The organism is Ignatzschineria sp. RMDPL8A (assembly GCF_029815055.1).
GTDB lineage: Bacteria > Pseudomonadota > Gammaproteobacteria > Cardiobacteriales > Wohlfahrtiimonadaceae > CALZBJ01.
Map to the genome: position 1 here is coordinate 163,095 of NZ_JAPPWA010000001.1, position 20,493 is coordinate 183,587.

25 protein-coding genes are annotated in these 20,493 nt (G+C 46.6%); 4 read left to right on the plus strand and 21 right to left on the minus strand.

Going from position 1 to position 20,493, the window contains the following annotated elements:
- From OXI21_RS00695 to OXI21_RS00710, 4 genes are all read left to right on the plus strand, one after another.
- Nucleotides 1-429 (plus strand): biopolymer transporter ExbD, encoded by a 429-nt coding sequence (locus tag OXI21_RS00695; RefSeq protein WP_279617627.1) that lies wholly within the window; start codon nucleotides 1-3, stop codon nucleotides 427-429.
- Nucleotides 430-431: 2 nt separating this feature from the next.
- Entirely contained in the window at nucleotides 432-1,331 is a 900-nt protein-coding gene (locus OXI21_RS00700) for a TonB C-terminal domain-containing protein (RefSeq protein ID WP_279617628.1), read from the plus strand.
- Between the two features lie 28 nt (nucleotides 1,332-1,359).
- Nucleotides 1,360-2,070: a cytochrome b/b6 domain-containing protein gene (locus tag OXI21_RS00705; protein ID WP_279617629.1), complete on the plus strand. Its 711-nt coding sequence runs from the start codon at nucleotides 1,360-1,362 to the stop codon at nucleotides 2,068-2,070.
- A 180-nt stretch (nucleotides 2,071-2,250) separates the two neighbouring features.
- Nucleotides 2,251-3,033 carry an enoyl-ACP reductase gene (locus OXI21_RS00710; RefSeq protein WP_279617630.1) on the plus strand — a complete coding sequence of 261 codons (783 nt, stop codon included), beginning with the start codon at nucleotides 2,251-2,253 and terminating at the stop codon, nucleotides 3,031-3,033.
- A 563-nt stretch (nucleotides 3,034-3,596) separates the two neighbouring features.
- Here OXI21_RS00710 and priA read toward each other — a convergent pair.
- From priA to dcd, 21 genes are all read right to left on the minus strand, one after another.
- Nucleotides 3,597-5,837: a primosomal protein N' gene (priA, locus tag OXI21_RS00715; protein ID WP_279617631.1), complete on the minus strand. Its 2,241-nt coding sequence runs from the start codon at nucleotides 5,835-5,837 to the stop codon at nucleotides 3,597-3,599.
- Nucleotides 5,838-5,930: 93 nt separating this feature from the next.
- Nucleotides 5,931-6,524 (minus strand): LemA family protein, encoded by a 594-nt coding sequence (locus OXI21_RS00720; RefSeq protein ID WP_279617632.1) that lies wholly within the window; start codon nucleotides 6,522-6,524, stop codon nucleotides 5,931-5,933.
- Nucleotides 6,525-6,585: 61 nt separating this feature from the next.
- Nucleotides 6,586-7,647, minus strand: a complete 1,062-nt coding sequence (gene sohB / locus OXI21_RS00725) for a protease SohB (protein WP_279617633.1) — start codon at nucleotides 7,645-7,647, stop codon at nucleotides 6,586-6,588.
- Nucleotides 7,648-7,784: 137 nt separating this feature from the next.
- Nucleotides 7,785-8,639, minus strand: coding sequence for a peptidylprolyl isomerase (locus tag OXI21_RS00730; protein WP_279617634.1), 855 nt, complete (start codon nucleotides 8,637-8,639; stop codon nucleotides 7,785-7,787).
- A 2-nt stretch (nucleotides 8,640-8,641) separates the two neighbouring features.
- Nucleotides 8,642-8,932 (minus strand): BolA family transcriptional regulator, encoded by a 291-nt coding sequence (locus OXI21_RS00735; protein WP_279617635.1) that lies wholly within the window; start codon nucleotides 8,930-8,932, stop codon nucleotides 8,642-8,644.
- Nucleotides 8,933-8,949: 17 nt separating this feature from the next.
- Complete coding sequence (locus tag OXI21_RS00740) at nucleotides 8,950-9,552, minus strand: septation protein IspZ (RefSeq protein ID WP_279617636.1); 603 nt, start codon at nucleotides 9,550-9,552, stop codon at nucleotides 8,950-8,952.
- A complete protein-coding gene (gene fabD / locus OXI21_RS00745) occupies nucleotides 9,527-10,468 on the minus strand; it encodes an ACP S-malonyltransferase (protein ID WP_279617637.1) in 942 nt (313 codons plus the stop codon). Before fabD ends, OXI21_RS00740 begins: the two co-directional genes overlap by 26 nt.
- Nucleotides 10,469-10,485: 17 nt before the next feature.
- A complete protein-coding gene (locus tag OXI21_RS00750; RefSeq protein WP_279617638.1) occupies nucleotides 10,486-11,442 on the minus strand; it encodes a ketoacyl-ACP synthase III in 957 nt (318 codons plus the stop codon).
- Nucleotides 11,443-11,510: 68 nt separating this feature from the next.
- On the minus strand, nucleotides 11,511-12,527 hold the full coding sequence (gene plsX, locus OXI21_RS00755; RefSeq protein ID WP_279617639.1) for a phosphate acyltransferase PlsX: 1,017 nt from the start codon (nucleotides 12,525-12,527) through the stop codon (nucleotides 11,511-11,513).
- Between the two features lie 94 nt (nucleotides 12,528-12,621).
- On the minus strand, nucleotides 12,622-12,816 hold the full coding sequence (gene rpmF / locus OXI21_RS00760; protein ID WP_279617640.1) for a 50S ribosomal protein L32: 195 nt from the start codon (nucleotides 12,814-12,816) through the stop codon (nucleotides 12,622-12,624).
- An 89-nt stretch (nucleotides 12,817-12,905) separates the two neighbouring features.
- Nucleotides 12,906-13,418, minus strand: a complete 513-nt coding sequence (locus OXI21_RS00765) for a YceD family protein (RefSeq protein WP_279617641.1) — start codon at nucleotides 13,416-13,418, stop codon at nucleotides 12,906-12,908.
- Between the two features lie 65 nt (nucleotides 13,419-13,483).
- On the minus strand, nucleotides 13,484-13,963 hold the full coding sequence (gene moaC, locus OXI21_RS00770) for a cyclic pyranopterin monophosphate synthase MoaC (protein WP_279617642.1): 480 nt from the start codon (nucleotides 13,961-13,963) through the stop codon (nucleotides 13,484-13,486).
- Nucleotides 13,963-14,424 carry a YcgN family cysteine cluster protein gene (locus OXI21_RS00775; RefSeq protein ID WP_279617643.1) on the minus strand — a complete coding sequence of 154 codons (462 nt, stop codon included), beginning with the start codon at nucleotides 14,422-14,424 and terminating at the stop codon, nucleotides 13,963-13,965. Before OXI21_RS00775 ends, moaC begins: the two co-directional genes overlap by 1 nt.
- Complete coding sequence (locus OXI21_RS00780) at nucleotides 14,417-15,505, minus strand: YihY/virulence factor BrkB family protein (RefSeq protein WP_279617644.1); 1,089 nt, start codon at nucleotides 15,503-15,505, stop codon at nucleotides 14,417-14,419. The genes OXI21_RS00775 and OXI21_RS00780 overlap by 8 nt, the downstream gene beginning before the upstream one ends.
- A gap of 36 nt (nucleotides 15,506-15,541) precedes the next feature.
- Entirely contained in the window at nucleotides 15,542-15,955 is a 414-nt protein-coding gene (locus OXI21_RS00785; RefSeq protein ID WP_279617645.1) for an HIT family protein, read from the minus strand.
- Nucleotides 15,955-16,248, minus strand: coding sequence for a cell division protein ZapA (locus tag OXI21_RS00790; protein ID WP_279617646.1), 294 nt, complete (start codon nucleotides 16,246-16,248; stop codon nucleotides 15,955-15,957). The genes OXI21_RS00785 and OXI21_RS00790 overlap by 1 nt, the downstream gene beginning before the upstream one ends.
- Nucleotides 16,249-16,256: 8 nt before the next feature.
- The gene (locus OXI21_RS00795; RefSeq protein ID WP_279617647.1) at nucleotides 16,257-16,598 is read right to left on the minus strand and encodes a hypothetical protein; all 342 of its coding nucleotides are present in this window, start codon (nucleotides 16,596-16,598) and stop codon (nucleotides 16,257-16,259) included.
- Between the two features lie 17 nt (nucleotides 16,599-16,615).
- The gene (locus OXI21_RS00800) at nucleotides 16,616-17,827 is read right to left on the minus strand and encodes a UbiH/UbiF/VisC/COQ6 family ubiquinone biosynthesis hydroxylase (RefSeq protein WP_279617648.1); all 1,212 of its coding nucleotides are present in this window, start codon (nucleotides 17,825-17,827) and stop codon (nucleotides 16,616-16,618) included.
- Nucleotides 17,828-17,834: 7 nt separating this feature from the next.
- Nucleotides 17,835-19,013 (minus strand): FAD-dependent monooxygenase, encoded by a 1,179-nt coding sequence (locus tag OXI21_RS00805; RefSeq protein ID WP_279617649.1) that lies wholly within the window; start codon nucleotides 19,011-19,013, stop codon nucleotides 17,835-17,837.
- Between the two features lie 111 nt (nucleotides 19,014-19,124).
- Complete coding sequence (map, locus tag OXI21_RS00810) at nucleotides 19,125-19,892, minus strand: type I methionyl aminopeptidase (protein ID WP_279617650.1); 768 nt, start codon at nucleotides 19,890-19,892, stop codon at nucleotides 19,125-19,127.
- A 27-nt stretch (nucleotides 19,893-19,919) separates the two neighbouring features.
- Nucleotides 19,920-20,486, minus strand: a complete 567-nt coding sequence (gene dcd, locus OXI21_RS00815) for a dCTP deaminase (protein ID WP_279617651.1) — start codon at nucleotides 20,484-20,486, stop codon at nucleotides 19,920-19,922.
- Nucleotides 20,487-20,493: the final 7 nt, after the last annotated feature.

Genomic DNA, 20,493 nt, shown 5'->3' on the forward strand with positions numbered 1-20,493 from the left:
ATGCAACGCCGTACACGTCGGACAAAACTCAACTCCGAGATGAACATCGTGCCCTATGTGGACGTGATGTTTGTCCTACTGATTATCTTTATGGTAACCGCAACGACGATCTCGGTGGGGATTGATGTCGATCCGCCGTCGATGGAGAGCGCAAAAGATGTTGCCTCTGAGGATAATGACGATATCGTGGTTTCGGTCGATCGCGAGGGACGCTTTTACCTTAACTACGCGCCTGAACCTGAAGTGAGCCTATCGGACGCGCAAATTAAAGAGCAGGTACGCTTTGTCTTTGATAAAAATGCAAGGCTTAATACCCGCGTTAAAGGGGATAAAGAAGCGCCTTATGGCCGTATTATCGATGCCGTTGCGCTCTTGCAAGATGTCACCGAGAAAAAGGTTCAATTTGATGTCAATATAAGTGAAAACTAAGTATGAATAGCCGACTTCAATCGATTATCGCCAATGGCGTAAGCCTTCTGTTAACCGCGCTCATGATCGCGGGAGTGGTCTTTTTTGTGATGAAAACCAAAGAGATTATCTTCGATGCGCCGGGCGGCGGTTTACAGGTCCCGCTCGATTCAGAGATTCCAACGCCCGAACCCCTTGCCTCAGAACGGATTGATCACCGCCAAGTGACCGAAGAGATTAACCGTTTAGCGACAGAAAAACGCCTCGAAGAGGAGCGGATCGCTAAAGAAAAAGCGGAAAAAGCCCGTCAAGAGAAGATCGCCAAAGAAAAAACCGAGAAAGCGCGCCAAGAAAAAATCGCCAAAGAGAAGGCTGAGAAAGAACGTCAGGAAAAGATCGCCAAAGAGAAGGCCGAAAAAGAGCGTCAAGAAAAAATCGCTCAAGAGAAAGCTGAGAAAGCACGCCAAGAAAAAATCGCCCAAGAGAAAGCAGCCAAGGAAAAAGCGGCTAAAGAGAAAGCAGAACAGGAACGCATTGCGAAAGAAAAGGCGGCACAAGCGGAACGCGATCGCCTTGCCAAAGAAAAAGCTGCCCGTGAACAGGCCGCTCGCGATGCAAAAATATTAGCAGAAAAGACCGGAGCTGCGGTAAGTCAATACTTAAGTGGCACTTTAAAAGTACATTTATATACGTTCTGGATAAAACCGGAAGGCGGATTGAGTGCGACGGTGCGCTTCCAGCTAAACGCCAATGGCTATCTCATCGGCGATCCGCAGGTGATTAAATCGAGCGGCAGTTTGGAATATGATCGCAGTACCGTCCGCGGCATTGAGGCAGCTGTCCCGATTCCACTGCCCACCGATCCGCTTGCAATTGATGCCGTCAAAAAGGAACGCTACACCTTTGAAGTCACCTTCGAATAGTAGTTCTCGTATTAAATAAGGAGCATTCATGAACAAATTTAAAGTGTGGGACCTGCCCGTCCGCCTCTTTCATTGGAGCCTTGTGGTTTTAATCTCGCTCTGTCTTTATACCGGCTACAATTTTTACGATTATTACGCCTACAATCTTTTAGGGATTGAACTCTCACTGAGCGCTATGGCGGTGCATCAATACGCGGGGATTGGCATCTTTATTTTGATCGTTTTCCGGATTTTATGGGGCGTCTTTGGTAGCTCACACGCCGTCTTCTGGGATTTCTTACGCGGCCCGAAAGCGATCTTAGACTATATGAAAACCGGCATCTCACCGACTGAAGGGCATAACCCTATGGGCGGCTGGATGGTACTCGCATTTTTCGTAGTGATTTTACTGCAAGTGAGCTCTGGGCTCTTTTTAGAAGATAACACCTATATGTTTAAAAATGCCCCGCTATCAGGCCTTATTGAAAACGAAACCCGCTCAACGCTGGCGATGATTCACCATTATGGGCATTACGTTATTTTTGGCCTTGTGGGACTCCATCTTTTAGCGATCTTATTTTATACCGTGATCAAACGTGCCGCACTCGTTGGTGCGATGATTACCGGAAAACGCCGTTACGACCGAGCGCATATGGAAACGCCTGAAGCGCTCACGCACGATCATCCATGGATTGCCCTTGTGCTCTTTGTGATTGTCGCGGCCGCTTCCATCTACTTTTTCTTCTTTCACCAGTTTTAATTCTTAGGGATATCGATGAAATTTTCGCTCTTTAATGCCTCCATCAAGGAGCGCATGGGACTCGCCCTCATTTTAATCATCATCGCGAGCCTTGCTTTACTTTGGGCAATTTCGTGATATTACGATAAAACACTGGTAAAATTAGACGCAACATTCAAACCAATAGATAAAGGAATTTGTATGGGATTTTTAACAGGTAAACGTGCGCTTATTCTTGGTCTTGCTTCGAATCGTTCGATTGCATACGGCATTGCAAAAGCGATGAAAGAACAAGGCGCAGAGCTTGCTTTTAGCTTCCAAGGGGAGCGTTTAGAAGGCCGTGTTCGTGACATGGCAAAAAATGATTTCGATTCAGAACTGGTCTTCCCCTGTGATGTGGCAAGCGATGACGAAATCGATGCACTTATGGCGTCTGTCACCCAAACTTGGACAGACGGCTTTGACATCATCGTTCACGCAATCGGCTTTGCCCCCCGTGAAGCGCTTTCAGGCAACTATTTAGACGCGGTATCTCGTGAGGCGTTCCAAGTCGCACACGATATCTCATCCTATAGCTTTGCAGCCCTTGCTAAATCAGCAAAACCCCATCTTCGCCCAAATGCGGCCCTGATCACGTTAAGCTACTTAGGCGGCGTGCGCTCAGTTCAAAACTATAACGTTATGGGTCTTGCTAAAGCATCACTCGAAGCGAACGTTCGTTACATGGCAAGCGCACTGGGTAAAGAAGGCATCCGCGTGAACGCAGTTTCCGCTGGCCCAATCCGTACACTTGCAGCATCAGGCATTGCAGACTTTAAACAGATGCTCACCGCATTTGAAGCCTCTGCGCCATTAAACCGCTGCGTCACGATCGAAGAAGTCGGTAACGTTGCCGCCTTCCTCTGCTCAGATTTAGCCTCTGGCGTTACCGGTGAAATCTCATACGTTGACTGCGGATTTAACACCGTCATCTCGGGCATGTAATTGATCCGTTCAATGTAAAAAATAAATAGGCATTTTGCCAATGAAAAACCTTGCCACAGGCAAGGTTTTTTTGTGCCACCTAAGTCAAAAAAACCAACATTTCTTTACCTTAAATTGCATGCAACCTGTCGACCGTCAGCTTCGTTTTGTAAAAGTAAAATTGATGGTTGACTCTCAGAAATAGTCTGCTAATATATGGTCAACGTTTGATGATTCAAACGTTCTCCTCCATATCCTCCTTTGGTGGTTATTTTGCCGAGATACCTTAGTATCTCGGTCTTTTTTTGCCTAAAATATCATATAAACCATTGAATTCAATCGGTTTATTTTTAATCTTTCTTTACGTTGGGAAATTTATCCCGCCACTGCACTTCCCTATTAGTACAGCAAAACGGTTCTTTTTTAGGCAAAAAATGACGTAAATTGTCGAATTTTTAATATCGATATAAATTCATTATTATTCAAATAGTTATTATTAATAATAGATAAATAAGTTCATTTTCGACCAAAATTTCCAACGGGCGCTGGAGTACGAAAATTTCAATCCAATCTATAAATAAATTCTATCCGTAATCCACAGGATCGATCTCAATTAAGAACCTCAAATCGGTCACGGGATTACATTCGTAAAGGGCCATTAAATAGTAGATCGCGCGGTGCAGATCAGAGCGCTCTTTAGCCTGCAAAATGGTATGGACTCGATAATATCCCTGACGGCGACTTAAACGATTGGGCATCACCGGCATCGTACGCACCCCATCAAACATTTCTTTGGGCGTTGCGGCAAGAATGCCCTCCAAATAATGAAACGCCTGTTGCTCTGCCCGCGCTTCCACTTGAATCAACGCATGATGACTATACGGCGGGAGCTCGAGGAGCTTTCGCATCTCAAGGAGTGAGCGGGTAAAGCGCTGATAGCCCACTTTTGGTAGCTCGGTAAACACGGCGTGGCTTGGGAACAGCGTTTGGATCACCACTTTCGCGGGCTTTTGTGAGCGCCCGGCTCGCCCCGAGACCTGCATCAGCGTCTGTGCGAGCTTCTCTTCGGCGCGAAAATCATTGGAGAAAAAGAGCCCATCGGGATTTACGAGCGCAACCAAGGTGATATTTTCAAAGTCGTGCCCTTTTGCGAGCATCTGCGTCCCGATAATAATATCGATCTCACCGGCAATAATCTTCGCAACGCTCGCTTCAAATTCCCCTTTTTCCGCCATGCTATCACTATCAAACCGCATCACATTCGCAGCCGGAAAAGCATCAGACAACACCTTTTCCAGCTTTTGCGTACCTACCCCAACCCACTGGAAATCATTAAAGCCACACTCAGGACACACCTCGGGATATCCCTCTTGATGCCCACAATGGTGGCAATGAAGGCGATTCGTTGCTCGATGAAAATTGAGATACGCATCGCAATCATCGCATTTAGCCATCCAGCCACAGGAGCGGCACATAATCACCGGCGAAAAGCCGCGCCGATTCAGGAAAATCAGCACCTGCTCTTTACGCGCAAGGGTTGCTTCAATCTCATTAAGAAGCGTCCCGCTTAAGCCATCGTAAACCGCTTCAACGTTATTATCGACGATCTGCCAATCCGGTAGCTGCCCCTTAACGCGATGAGGCAATTTAAGGTGTTTCCAGAGCCCAGAATCGATATTGAGATAATTTTCTAACGTCGGCGTTGCCGTCCCGAGCACGATGGGAATATTGAGCCGCATCGCCCGTTGAATGCCACTATTGACCGCTGAATAGCGCACCCCATCTTGCTGAATATAGGAAGGATCGTGGGATTCATCAATTAAAATCGCGCCAAGGCGTACAAATGGCGTAAAGAGTGCTGAGCGCGTACCGATTAAGAGATCAATCTTTCCCGTTCGCGCGGCATTCCACGCCTCAAAGCGCTCATTATCCGTAAGGCGAGAATGAATCACCGCCATGCGCACATTAAGCTCTTTCTCAATGCGAGTAATAAATTGCGGTGTCAATCCAATCTCCGGTAGCAAGAGTAACACCTGCTTTCCCGTCTTTAAAACCCGCCGGGCAATCTCCGTATAGACGGCCGTTTTCCCAGAACCCGTCACCCCTTCTAAAAGATAAACGCCTTTTTCAAGCTTAACGGAATCAACGGCTGTTTGTTGCTCCTCACTGAGTTCAAAACTTGAGGCTTCAGAGGGGAAATGAGTCGCATCCCACTCCGTTGCAAGCGGGCGTTCAAACTCGGTTAATAAGCCCCGTTTAATTAGCTCCCGCAAATGGGAAGGGAGCGTTGGAAAAAGTTCTCGAAGTACCGCCTTTTCAATCGAAGGATACGTTGCGTTATCATCGCCCTCTTCTGCCTTTATCGGCGTCCCTTTCTCTGCCACCTTAGTGACGATCGCATGTTTCACAGTCTCCCGTGAACTCCCCTCTTCAGCAAGCCAAGGGAGACTTTTATCGGTGAGTGCAATCATCGGTTCCATCTCGTGAAGGGGCGCGCCTTTACGAAGCTTCGGCGGCAGAAAGAGTGGCATCACCTCGCCGATCGGCGCATGATAATAATGGCTCATCCACCTCATTAATCGAAATTCATGCTCGCCGATTAAGGGCTCCCGATCAAGGAGCGACACAATCGGTTTAATCTTTTTGGTATCGTACTCACAGTCTGATTTTACCGCCTGAATAATCCCCACAAGCGTCCGTTTACCACGCCCAAAGGGTACTACAACGCGCATGCCTATTTCGGCATGGTCAGTCCACTCTGCCGGCAATGAATATTCAAACGTTCGGCGCAAAGGCACCGGTAAAATCACATCGAGATACAGCATAATTCTCCAAAATAGAAGGCTAGAATGAGTCGCCCCAATCTAGCCTTTTAATGATTCCATGATCCTTTAAAGATCACGCTGAAAGATCAGACATTAAAGATCAAGCGTTGGCGCTTCCTTATCGTATTCAAGATCGAGCTCTGCCATGGTGGGAAAACGCCCGATTGCATTGACGATATTATTCGGGAAGGTCTCTTGGGTAATGCGATAATGCATCACCTCATCATTATAGGCTTGGCGAGCAAACGCGATGCGATTTTCAATGTGCACCAGCTCTTCAGATAACCTCTCCATCTGCTTATCCGCTTTAAGATCGGGATAGGCTTCCACCGTTGCGCGAAGCCCCGCTAAAGCGTGTGTGAGCGAGGTGTCGGCTACGGCCATATCACGCATGGCATCCACCTCTCCGACTGCGTGACGCGCATCTTTCAGGGTTTGGAAGGCTCGATTTCGCGCTTCGGTAACGCTCTGAAGAACCGATTGCTCATGACGAAGATACTCTTTCGCTACCGCCACCAAATTGGGCACAAGATCATAACGATAGGTGAGTTGCACATCGATCTGCGCAAAAGCGTTATAGCAGTAGTTTTTATGCCGGATCAATTTATTAAAAATAACAATAAATCCGCCAAGTAGTACGACCCCGATACCGGTAAAAACAACGCTTGTTATCATCGAAGCACTCATCAATTTGCCTCCTTAATGCTCTGCAAAGTTATCCACAACTTTCTGTGGATAACTGATTTTCTTAAAGTGAAAAACGTCTCGATAAGCGCGCTACAAAGCGTGAAATGCCTTGACGAATGGTACGGCGCTCACGATATCGAATTCCATAGACCTTCATTGTATCAATTTTTTCAATGATATAGCCATCACTTGTTTTAAGCTCATCGACAAGACCAAGTGCTTTTGCTTGCGAGGCGAGCCAGTGCTCACCGGTTGCAATCATATCGATATCCAAATCAGGGCGATAGGTGCTAACGAACGATTTAAAGGCGCTATGCACATCTTCAAGCTCCTCTTTAAACTTATCGCGCCCTTCATCGGTATTTTCCCCAAACATGGTCACCGTTCGCTTAAATTCACCGGCGGTAAATTGCTCGTAATCAATATCCCATTTCTCTAAAAGCTTATGGAAGTTTGGCATCTGCGCTACAACGCCGATTGAACCTACAATCGCAAATGGAGCTGCCACAATGCGATTGGCCACGCACGCCATCAGATATCCACCACTTGCCGCCACTTCATCGACCGATGCGGTCAGATGAATGTTTTTCTCACGAAGACGGGCAAGTTGCGCTGCTGCAAGGCCGTAACTTTGCACCATGCCACCGGGGCTTTTAAGCTTCAATAATACCTCATCACCCTCATTAGCGATCTGAAGAACGGCCGAAACCTCATGACGGAGCTGATTGACCGCACTTGCTGCCATATCCCCATCAAAATCGATCACATAAAGACGGTTTTTTTTCGGGGTATCGGTGGACTTTTTCTCCGCCTTTTTCCACACTTCCCACACTTTTTTTGTGCGTTTTTTATCAGACTTTGAGGTAGATTCCGCTCCATCACCCTCATTTTTGACCGCGGTTTTTTCCTTTTTATTGGTCTCATCTTCCTCTACAAAGAGCGCTTCAAATTCCTCTTTAATGCGCTCATGCCCTTCGCCTAAATCTTCAAATTCAATACGGCCTCGACGAGTTTGAGAGGCATCACTGCGCAGTCCGATAATAAATAGCAGCAATAAAACAATCGCCGCCACAATCGTCACTGCGCGCGCTAAAAACTGTAAATAATCAACAATAAATTCCATTCAACACTCTATTATCTAACGGTTATAAATCTTGTTATCGTACCATAAAAAAAGCCCGACCCCTCAAAAAGAGGAGCGGGCATTCAGATCGCATTAAGACCGTGCTGATATCACACAGCCTTTAAAATCGCGTGCAATTACTTCACGTTATATTCGATTTTTGCGCTCTCTTCAATCTCTTTAATGTATTGATAGATCTTATCTTGCAATACGAGCTGCTCTAAGGATTCGCGCAGATCTTCAAAACTTGGAATCTCTTCCGCTGAACCGGTACGTTTATCTTCAAGTGAGATGAGGTGATAACCAAATTCCGTTTGAACCGGCGCTTTACTGATCGTACCCACTTCCATCTCGGTGAGCGCTTTAGTAAAGTTTTCCACCATCATACCGTGACCAAACCAACCAAGATCGCCACCATTCGCTGACGCGCCTGGATCCATGGAGTATTTTTCAGCCGCCTCAGCAAAAGTAATTTTACCTGCGTTAATATCGTTTAAAATCGATTCTGCTTCCGCTAGGTCTTTCACTAAGATGTGCGCCGCTTTATATTCAACGTTTTGTAAAGCGGGAAGCTGACGCTCATATTCCGCTTTAAGCTCTTCATCGGTTAACTTAATATTTTCAGAATAATCGATGATAAATGAGGCAACTAACTCATCGGAGACTTGCAACTCTAAACGCTTTTTGATGAGCTCATACTCTTTGGCGAACGCTTCGTCATTTTTCACTTTATCAAGCGCGCGCTCATAGATAATTTTCGTTGCGGCTAAGCCATCAACGAGCTGGTTTACTTGCTCTTTATTTTGAATTAAAGACAAGTCCGCACCCAATTTATAGGTGATAAAATCTTCAAACTCGGCTTTTGTAATCGCCGCGCCATTCACCGTTGCGACCGGATCTGGAATGACAAGAGCGTTCTCCTCGGCCATTGCGGCATTCATTCCCGTTCCTAATAAAATCCCCATGCATAATGTTGCTAGTCGACGTTTCATATCTATCCTTTATTGTCGCGTTGTGCGTCAATACTGAGTGCGTGAATCTCTGTTGGGAACATCTCATCGAGTGTCTTATAAATTAATCGATGTTGTGCAACCAACCCTAAGTCATTAAATTTATCAGAACGAATCGTAAGTTTAAAGTGTCCAGCGCCACCTTTTGCACCGGCATGACCGACGTGGTGACAACTTTCATCAATAATTTCAAGGAAACTCGGCGCGAGGGCTTCTTTGAGAAGACCCTCCATGCGCGCGATGCGCCCTCTATTTTTTTCGGTAATTTCGTCCATATCCATCTCGTTGTAGTTTAATTCAATTTGTTCTCTTTTTCTATCTTCTTATAGGCTTTATCCTTTTGAAATAGATAGGCAAAGAGGCCTAACATAAAGACAAAAGAGAGCCCCGGAATGACGAAAGTCTTCATCAATACCCACGTTTCGTGAGAAAATACGAGCACAAAAATGGCATTTAATAGCGCGCAAACGAGCATGTAAATTCCCCAGATTAGATTGACCTTCACCCACTCTTCTTTAGGAAGATTAAGCTCAAGCGGACGACCTAAAATCGCCTCTAACGGTGTTTTTTTGAGGAGATAGAGCACGATCAATCCAAGGCCGATAATGCCACTAGTGATCGTTGAGCGCCATAAGATGAAATATTCGTTATCTAAGAAGATGGTGAGCCCGGTAAAAAGGAGCGTCACACCGACAGTGCCCCACTCGGTGCGTTTGATATACACCTTGCGAAAGAGCCCGATAAAGAGAATTGTTGTGATGAGTGAGGCAACAAAAAGGGCTTTCGTTGCGAAGATAAGGTCTCGGCCAAAGCCAAAAAAGGCGATGGCGAAGACTAAGGAGCTGACCGTAATCAGCCCCGATGGAAGTTTATTGATCCATGCTTTCGATGACATTTTGAAGACTCGCACCATCTGATAGATTAAAAAGCGTTAGCGATTTATCAATGCGGCGAATCAGACCGGTTAAGACTTTACCTGAACCGCATTCAACCACATTTTCAATGCCTTTATCCGCAAATCCCGCCACCGTTTCCGTCCAGCGTACTGGCTGATAGAGCTGAGTAATAAGCGCTTCTTTAATCGCTTCGGCATCATTATGGGCTTTCACGTCCACATTATGAATCACAGGAATTGTTGGGGCATTAATTTCGATCGCATCGAGCTCAACCGCTAATTTATCCGCCGCGGGCTTCATTAAAATACAGTGCGAAGGCACCGATACTGGAAGCGGAAGTGCACGACGCGCCCCTTTCTCTTTTGCAAGTTCGCAAGCTGCATCAACTGCTGCTTTTTCACCGGCGATGACTACTTGCCCCGGTGAGTTAAAGTTCACCGCTGATACCGCGCCATCCTTTGAAATTTCTTGGCAAAGCGCAATTACTGCATCATCGTCCATACCGATAATCGCCGCCATTCCGCCCGTTCCCGCGGGAACCGCTGTCTGCATAAATTGTCCGCGAAGGGATACCAGTTTCACCGCATCTTTAAACGCCATTGCGCCGGCTGCAACTAATGCACTGTATTCACCTAAGCTATGCCCTGCAACTAAAGCCGGAGTTTTGCCGGTTTTTTCAATCCAGAGGCGATAGAGTGCAATGCTCACCGTTAAAAGCGCGGGCTGGGTGATTTCGGTTTTCCCTAAATCCTCAGCAGTGCCGGTTTTAATCATCTCGGAAAGTGAGAATCCAAGTGCCGCATCGGCTTCATTAAAGGTTGCTTCAACAACGGGGTTATCCCAGCTATCTTTGAGCATCTCTAACGCTTGCGAGCCTTGCCCTGGAAATACGAATGCTAAATTTGCTTGTGTCATAAAATAATCCTTATCGTCTACATACGCACGAGCGCAGAACCCCAGGTAAATCCGCCGCCAAAGGCTTCCATTAAGACAAGATCGCCCTTTTTCACTCGGCCATCTTTACGCGCAATATCAAGCGCTAATGGAATACTCGCTGCAGAGGTGTTGGCATGTTTATCCACGGTTATCACCATCTTTTCAGCCGTTAAGCCCACGCGTTTTGCCGTAGCATTCATAATGCGAAGGTTCGCCTGATGGGGGATAAACCAATCGAGATCCTCGCCCGTTAAATTGTGTGCGTCTAACGTTTCTGTAACTAATTGATGAAGTTTACCGACGGCGTGACGGAACACTTCGTTCCCTTTCATCTGCACATACGGATAAACCTCGGGCCCTGAGATGACTGATTTTTTCACCTCAAGAAGTTCTTTATAATTGCCATCGGCGTGAAGGTGGGTCGATAAAATACCCGCTTCATCGCTCGCCTCTAAGATAATCGCTGCCGCACCATCACCAAAGAGTACACAGGTAGTGCGATCTTCCCAGTTAAGGAGTTTTGAATAGAGCTCCGCCCCGATCACCATCGCTTTTTTCGCAGCGCCCGCTTTAATAAAGTTATCAGCGATCCCTAATGCATAGATAAATCCAGAACAGGCCGCACTAATATCAAACGAGGCCGCACCAACGTTCCCGATGCGTTCTTGCAAAAGCGTTGCGGTAGAAGGATAGGTCTGTTCGGGTGTTGAAGTTGCGAGCACAATTAGATCAAGCTCACTTGCATCAATCCCTGCGTCTTTCAGCGCATCAATCGCCGCGTGGTAGGCTAAATCAACCGGAGTTTCCCCTTCGGCGGCAAGATGGCGTTGATGGATTCCTGTCCGCTCAACGATCCAATCGTGCGAGGTCTCGATGATCTTTGATAAATCATCGTTGGTCACAATTTTTTCAGGCAAATAGTGGCCTGTACCAATAATCTTTGAATTCTGCATATAACAAACCTACTTTAGTAATCTAGACCGCTGGACTCTTAGGTCACCGCCGTATGATGCATCATGGCTTATTCGGCAAACTGAGTCTCTATCTTATTTAATATTTGTTGATCTACAAGCTTAACAGAAATATCGATCGCATTCTCAAATGAAACACGATCCGCATTCCCATGGGATTTCACCACAATCCCCTTGAGCCCAAGTAGGCTCGCGCCATTGTGTTTACGAGGGTCTAGTTTTGATTTCAGATCTTTAAGAACCGGCATCGCCACCACAGCGGAAAACTTGGTGAATGCGTTCTTTTTAAATGAATTTTCAAGCCCGCGAGTGATAAGACGTGCGGTGCCTTCCATGGTTTTTAGCGCAACGTTTCCGACAAAGCCATCGCACACAGCGACATCAACATCATCGAAAAAGAGGCCATCGGGTTCGATATAGCCGCAATAATTGAGCGTCGAGGCTTCAAGCAATTTCGTTGCTTCTTTCACCTGCTCATTGCCTTTAATCGCTTCTGACCCGATATTTAATAACGCCACTTTCGGCTCGGGATTATTATTCACCGCCGCCGCTAAGAGCGAGCCCATCACCGCAAATTGATAGAGATGATCGGCATTGGTATCGACGTTCGCGCCAAGATCAAGCATATGAATGTGCCCCTCTTTGCGCATCGACGGAATCGAGGTACAGATCGCCGGACGATCGATCCCCGGTAGAGTTTTGAGCACAAAGCGCGCCGTTGCCATTAAAGCGCCAGTATTGCCCGCGGACATACAGGCATCCGCCTCTTTCGCTTTGACAAGGTTGATCGCCACACGCATCGATGAATCTTTTTTATTGCGCAGTGCACTTTGCGGAGAATCATCCATCTCCACCACTTCACTTGCGTGCCGAATGACAAGTCGCCCCGACTGAAAATGAGGCTCTTTCTCCATTAAAGGTGTAAGAACCGCTTCGTCACCAACCCCAATAATGGTTAAGTGAGGATGCCTTGTAAGCGCGCTCAATACCGCCGGCATAAATTCTGCCACACCGTTGTCGCCACTCATTAAATCCACAGCTAATTTGATTGGTCTGCTACTTCCCATCGTAAACTCTACTTTTTACCTCTTTTAACACAAAAAAACCTACGCAATTATTCAATAAATTCGCGTAGGTTTCTCTACAGTTCATTGCGAATGCTTATTCAGCATCAACAACCGCTTCGTTTTTGTGAATCACTTTACGGCCACGGAAGTAACCGTCTGCAGTTACGTGGTGACGTAAATGCATCTCACCTGTGGTTTGATCAACACTTACAGGACGAGTAGTTAGTCCATCATGTGCACGACGCATGCCGCGCTTAGAACGACTCACTTTTGATTTTTGAACAGCCATTTTAAACTCCTAAATATATTCAAATAATCGTAAAATTATTTTGTTTGCTCACTTCTTGAATCTAAATAAACGGTAGTTCCCCATATCGTCTATTTTTCAAGGAGATCCGCCAATCCAGCGAAAGGAAATTTCCTCTCTTCTTCAATCACTTTTTGGTTTTTAATAAACTCTCTACCGGCACAATAAGTCTCCTCATCATGATAAGGAATGACTGGCAGGGCTAATAAAATCTCATCTTCAAGATGATAGAGAAGTTCTTGTGGATCATCCTCTTCAATAATAAGGACCACCTCATCTTCATCAATTTTATCAGCTTCGTATTCGCTTTGCACAGGAATCCAACGAAAGTCGAGCACAATCGGATACGCAAACGGCTCTAAACAACGCTGGCAAATCAGATGAACTGTTGCCTTAATTGTGCCGCGGACGCTCGTTTTATGTTCCGAGTCCGGACCTGCTTCTAGACGAACATCGATCTCAGGGTCCACGTGGTCAATTAGATCAACCTCCGCTAAACGAGTAAAGAACTCACTCGATATCGGCGCGTGAAATGAGAGCTCTGTTTCCAGGGCTTGCCAAATTGTTAACGTATTATAGTTCAAAAAACACCAAACAATTCTAATAAAAGAGAGCTATATTAAGCCATACCCTGCTAATTTGTCAAAAATTAGTTCGATTTCTGATAGTGTCCGCTCTTCCCACCGGACTTTTCTAAAAGCTCAATATCGGTAATGCGCATGCCTTTATCCACCGCTTTGAGCATATCGTAAATGGTCAATAAGCCGACAGATGTCGCGGTAAGTGCCTCCATCTCAACGCCGGTAACGCCATTGGTTTTCACCACCACTTCAATCGAAACCGATTTTTCTGCCTCATTTGGGATAAAATCCACTTCCACTTTCGTCAAGGGGAGCGGATGGCAGAGCGGAATTAAGGTCGCCGTCTGTTTTGCTGCTTGAATCGCCGCAATGCGCGCAACGCCGAGCACATTCCCTTTTTTCGCACTTTCTGAGACAAGTTGTGAAAATGCGGTCTCATTCATATAGATTTTACCCCCGGTAACCGCACGGCGAGCCGTGACAGCCTTTTCACTCACATCGACCATGTGGGCATCACCTTTTGGGTTTAAATGCGTTAATGAACTCATTAATCGTCCTCTCCATCAATTGCTTCAGTAATGTAATATTCTAGCGGCTTTTTCATACGCCGTTCCGGAATCAGTGCTTTTCGATCAGTAATTCCCGAACGGTGCACCGCTTTTTTATCGCCCGACAACAGATAATGCCACTCAGGCAGTGCTTCATTCTCATAACGGCGACGGTACGCGCAGGTTTCGGGCAGCCAATTAATCTCGCGCAGATCCTTATAATCAAGCTTAATACACTCAGGCACATAACGCTGACGAATCGTATAACGGCTGCAACGGCACGATCTCAAATCGAGCAGATTACAGGCGACATTCGTCGCATAGACGCGCCCCGTATCCGCATCTTCAATCTTATTAAGGCAACAGAGCCCACAGCCATCGCAGAGCGCTTCCCATTCAGCATCATTGAGCGTTTCAAGGGGTAACGTCCAAAATTCATCGCGCAACGTCATATCATCCATGAGAACGCTCCTTTTCACCCATTTTTAATTCGCCGGCTTTCTCATCAACAAGGGTATCAGAACATTCATCAATCTCAACTCGGCACCCATCGATCACCGCATGATCGGTTTTAATGTGGGTAATGTGCCAATTTTTACACTGCTCATCTTGCGGCTCAAGTGAGATCGTAATCTCCATCTTATCCACACGATGAAGCGGCTCGCCTGAATCAAGGAGCGCCTCAGGATTTTGGAAAAAGAAGACCAATTGATTGCCCACAAGCAAAATCAGCCACGACAGATAGAGCCACATAATAAAGAGCACAATGCTCGCAAACCCCGAATAGATAATCGCTTGCTTACCGGAATTGACCACAAATAGGGTAAAGAGCTTCCCGACGATATACCAGAAGTTCGCCGCAATCAGCGCGCCTAAAAAGGCCGGAATGACGCGCACTTTACTGTGGGGGATAAAGAGATAGATCACCCAAATGAGGATCGTCACAATGGAGATTGTCAGCGCCTTACTCACTAAAAAGGAGATCACTGGATGGGGGCTTATCAGCATCAATTTATCCATCAGCGCGCCGGAAAAGACCGAAGTAATCGCAAAGATAAAGACCGGTCCCATCAGCACCACTAAGAGATAATTAACAAAACGGGTTTGCAGATTACGCCCTTTAACCACGCCCCAAATTTTATTAAAAGCACGCTCAATGGTTGAAATCAGCCCGACCACCGTATAAAAGAGCACCAACAGCCCCGCCCCGCCGAGCACCACCCCTTGGACATTATCCACAAGCCCGATCAGAACGGAGACAAATTCATTGGCGCGATCTTCCCCTAAAAAGCCGACGGCATCATATAAAAGTGGCTCTAAACTGCGGTGAACGCCAAACCCTTTTAAGACCGAGAAGCTGATCGCAATAAGCGGCACAAGGGAGAGGAGCGTGGTGTAGGTGAGCGATTGTGCCCGCTCTTTAAGCTCTCCTTCCATAAAACGTTCCACCATTCGATAGATCAATAAAAGAAGATAGCGAGGGGGATTTAACGGCGCCTCGCTATTTAATAACCACGCTTTCGCGCGTTCAATCTGTTTCATATGACTCTTTAATCGCCCTAAAATGGCGTCATAACGTTATGCTTCAAGTGCTTTTTGCAGGGCGGCGATACGGCGTTGAAGCGCATCACGGCTATATTGTGAACTAAGCTCAAAATAACCCCACACAGGATTCGGCCACGCAAGATCTTCCTCATAACGGGCAATCACATGTACGTGCAATTGGCGAACCTGATTCCCAAGCGCCCCGATATTGAGTTTATGCGGTGAGAAAATATCGCGCATCGCATGCGAGGCAAAAGCGATCTCTTCAGCGAGCTGATGCTGATCATCCATTTCAAGATCGATCACCTCTTCAATGTTTTGTTTACGCGGAATAAGCACAATCCACGGAAAACGCACTTCATCTTGAATGCGCACTTGGCAAAGCGGTAAATCCGCCACAAAACGGCTGCTGCGCTCAAGGCGCTCATCTAATACAAATCCCATCATTACGCTCCCATCTGCTCGTCAATTTTTGCAAGAAGTGATTCAAGTTTACGCTGGATTTTACCCTCGCTCTCTTCCACTTCTCTTTTGGCTTTTAAGAGATCGTGCGCAAGATTAAGCGCCACCATCATCGAGGCTTGCTCGATCGATAACCGGCTCTGTTCGCGCATTTTCGCTAAACGTTCATCAAGGAGTGTTGCCGATTCAAGGAGCGCCTTCTCTTCACCGGGTTCACAGCTAATTTGATATTTTACGCCCAAAATTTTAATTGGGACTGCGACTGATTCCTGGCTCATCCTCTCTCCTAATTATTTAATTGTAATGATTCTAAGCGTGAAATAATTTTCGATAGACGCTCGGTGAGTTTTAAATTCTCATCGGTTAAGCGTCCGCAATCAATTTCGTAGGTCGCTTGAAGGGCGCTAAGTTCCTCTTCAAGATTCCGTTTTTCATCGGTTAATGCCGAAATGGCCGCCGTTTTCGCTTCTTCAAGGGCTGCAAGCTCATTCGCTTTTAACGTCTTTAATTCCGCAATTTCAGTCGCTTTAGCCTCTCTAAGCGCCGAAAGTTCCTCTTTAAGCGCCGCATTACTATTAATCAGCGCTGCAATTTTATTCTCTAAAGCATTATATGCCGTATCAATCATAGTGAAAACCTTATCGATTAGGGTTTAATAAACTCGGGAATATCGCCATAATAGCCCATTGCAACGCGAGCTAGTTTGCGTTTAGCAAAAGGCACTTTATCCGCCGCACGAAGGCCTAAACTGCGCACTTTTCGAATGAGCGGCGATTGGATCGTCGAGCTCCGTTTAAAGAGATCCATCGACCCCATGATTAACATATTATGCGCTTTACGTCGTTTTTCATAGCGTTTTAATACAGAAAGATCCCCAAGTGAGACCCCTTCTGCACGGGCTTTAATCACCTCATCGGTAATGGTCGCCGCATCTAAATAGCCGATATTAACGCCTAATCCCGCAAGCGGATGAATGCTGTGAGCCGCGTCGCCGGCTAAGGCCAAATTGGGCTGCACATAATCGCGCGCATGATTGAGTCTTAAGGGATAAGCCCCTAAATTCCAATCGGCTTTAAAGGAACCAAATTTCCCTTCAAATCCCGCTTCTAGATGTTTGGCGAACTCTTCACGGGGGAGCGATAACAGATAATCCGCCTCTTCGTGCGTTGTGTGCCACGCAAGTGAACAGCGCCCATCATTTAACGGTAATAGCGCAAGCGGTCCATTGGTCATAAAACGTTGCCAACAGGTGCTTTGATGATCTTTTTCAGGGCGAACTTGCCCCACAATGGTTTTTTGCCCGTAGCTCCAGCCCGTACACGGAATATCGGCTAAGGTGCGCACCCAAGAACGGCCACCGTCGGCGCCAATTAGCAATTCGCCTTGATAGATATCTCCGCTTGAAAGCGCCACTAAAATCTTGCCATTATCTCGCTCAAAGCGCTCAATTTTGCTTGACTCTAAAATGGTGATGCCCGGCTTTGTTTTCGCTTCATCTAGCAAAACGCCTTGCGTCACTTCATTATCTAAAATCCACCCAAGCGTATCGGAACCGGTGCCTTCGGCATGGAACGTAAGCTCGCCACGATTACCCTCATCCCAGACATGCATGTGGATAAATGGGGTCACCCGGCCGGTATGCACGAGCTGATCCCATACGCCCACATAATCGAGCCAATTTTTACTCGACGGGGTAAAAGCAGAGACGCGAAGACCATAATCGTTTTGCGGATAGAGCCGATCGAGCGTTTGGAACTCCACAATCAAGATCTTCATGCCCTGATTGGCGAGCGCGATGGCAATGCTCGATCCGACGAGTCCCGCACCATTAATAATGACGTCAAATTCTTTATTCATAGATCACCTACTTTAAGCCCATTCCAAATTGGGCAATTTTCTTCCGTAATGGTTTAATGCATTTTACGCCGCGTAACGCTAAATTACGCATGTATGGCACGGGAAAGAGTTCAATATCGAAGGCACGCACTAAAAAGTCCGTCGCTCCGGTGACTGCAAAAATATCGGTTCGGCGTTCCCGCTCATAGCGTCTAAAATCTGCTAGCGACAACGCACGTTTTTCTTGGAAATAGGGAATCAGCGCCGCGCAATCGCGAAAGCCTAAGTTAAGTCCCTGTCCGGCAATGGGGTGAAGGGCGTGAGCACTGTTGCCCGCTAAGGTTAAGTACTCCGCACACAGCGTTTTGGGCACCATCAGTTTAAGATCCCACACATGGCGTTTGGTCACGCTGGTGATCATGCCTAATTCAGCGCCAATCCGAAACAACACTTCATCGCTAAAGGAGCTATCCGAAGCCGTTTCCCATTTCGCGCGCTCTTCCCGTTTTACCGTTAAGATGATCGCCATCTCATGAGTATTAACTGGCAATAATGCTAGCGGTCCTCGTGAGGTAAAACGCTCATAGGCGACATTATTATGCGGTTTTTCAAAGGTGCCAACCGCAATCACTGCTACTTGATCATAATCGGTAAACGCCGTCTGAATCCCCGCCATTTCGCGGAGCGTTGAGTGCGTCCCTTCCGCAGCGATCATCCATTTAAAGGCATGGCTAAATTCCGCTTCACTATTTTTAAAGTGACACACCGCCTCATCGGCCTCATGATCGGCGTAGTAACGCAGTAATTTTGTATCGGGAAGGTAGAGAAGATTATCTTGTGATTCAATCGCTTCGTGGAGCGTTAAAATCAAGCGCCCGAGCGGAATCAGCCCACCAAAATTATCAAGCTCATGGTCGGCAGCATTAAGCATCACGCGGGTACGAAAGCCCTTTTCGGAGACATGCACTTTTTCAATCGGCGTGACATAGGATTTAATCGAATCCCAAATCCCGATCGACTCAAGATAATATTGCGACCGTTTCGAAAGCGCGATCTGACGCGTATCCTGTGCTAAAAAGTCCTTATCCGGAACCGGATTTTGATCCACTAAGACCACTTCATAAGGAGCATCTTTTAAGCCTACCGCTAAGGATAGTCCGGCCGCACCCGCGCCCGATATCAATAAACGTTCGCTTTCGTTACTCATCTCTAACGCCTTTTAAGTTGTTTTCATCATATAAAAAAAGGGATTATCTCCTGCGGTAATCCCTCCTCTATCATAGGGGGTGAAACATCATCCCTTGCTGATCTAAAGCAATTAACGCGAGGTTGGTAAGCTTAAGATTTCATAGCCATCTTCGGTCACTAAAACGGCGTGTTCCCACTGCGCGGTGAGCGAGCGGTCACGCGTGACGGCGGTCCAACCATCGTTTAATACTTTTGTTTCAGGGCGACCGACATTAATCATCGGTTCGATCGTAAAGATCATGCCTGGTTCCATAATGTCACGCACCATTGGCGAATCATAATGGAGTACTTGCGGCGCTTCATGCAGGGCTAATCCCACCCCATGACCGCAAAATTCTTGCACGATGGAGTAGTTATAACGCTTCGCATTTTTCTCGATCGCACGGCCAATATTTCTAAAGGGCGCGCCCGGTTTTACCTCTTCAATGCCGAGCATCATGCACTCGTAAGTGGCATCAACAAGACGCTGCGCCATAATGGAGACTTCGCCCACACAGAACATACGGCTTGAATCGCCAAAATACCCATCTTTATCTAAACAGACATCGACGTTGACAATATCGCCATTTTTAAGCGGACGATCGGACGGAATTCCGTGGCAGACCACATGGTTAATGGAGATACATGACGCACCCGGAAAAGGGGGATGACCGTAATTGAGGCTGCCTGAAATAGCGCCCTCATCTTTCATCATTTGGTGAATACGATCATCGATCTCTTTCGTGGTAACCCCCGCCTTCACATACGGTTCGATTGCGTGCAAAATATTGGCAACGAGCTGATTCGCTTTACGAATCCCTTCGATCTGTTCTGCGGTTTTAATCACGACTTTAGTCATTCTCTTTCTCTATTCCTTTTATTTCGGTTAGGTTCTCGGTAATGTGACGCCGGTCTGACCTTGATACTTACCGCCTCTATCTTTATAGGAGACATCGCATACTTCGTCGGATTCAAAAAAGAGCATCTGCGCCACACCTTCGCCCGCGTAAATCTTCGCAGGGAGTGGAGTTGTATTAGAAAACTCAAGCGTGACGTGCCCTTCCCATTCCGGTTCGAGCGGCGTTACGTTGACAATAATACCACAACGCGCATATGTCGACTTTCCTAGACAGATCGTTAACACATTACGAGGAATTCTAAAATACTCAATAGTTCGCGCAAGCGCAAAGGAGTTCGGCGGGATAATGCACACATCGGACACCACATCGACAAAGCTATTTTGGTCGAAGTTTTTCGGGTCAACGATGGATGAATTAATATTGGTAAAGACTTTAAATTCATTGCTACAACGCACGTCATAACCGTAGCTTGACGTGCCGTAACTGATGATGCGCCCCTGCTCATTTTCTCTGACCTGACCATATTCAAACGGCTCGATCATGCCATGTTGTTGCGCTTGTCTGCGAATCCAGTGATCTGATTTAATACTCATATTTAAT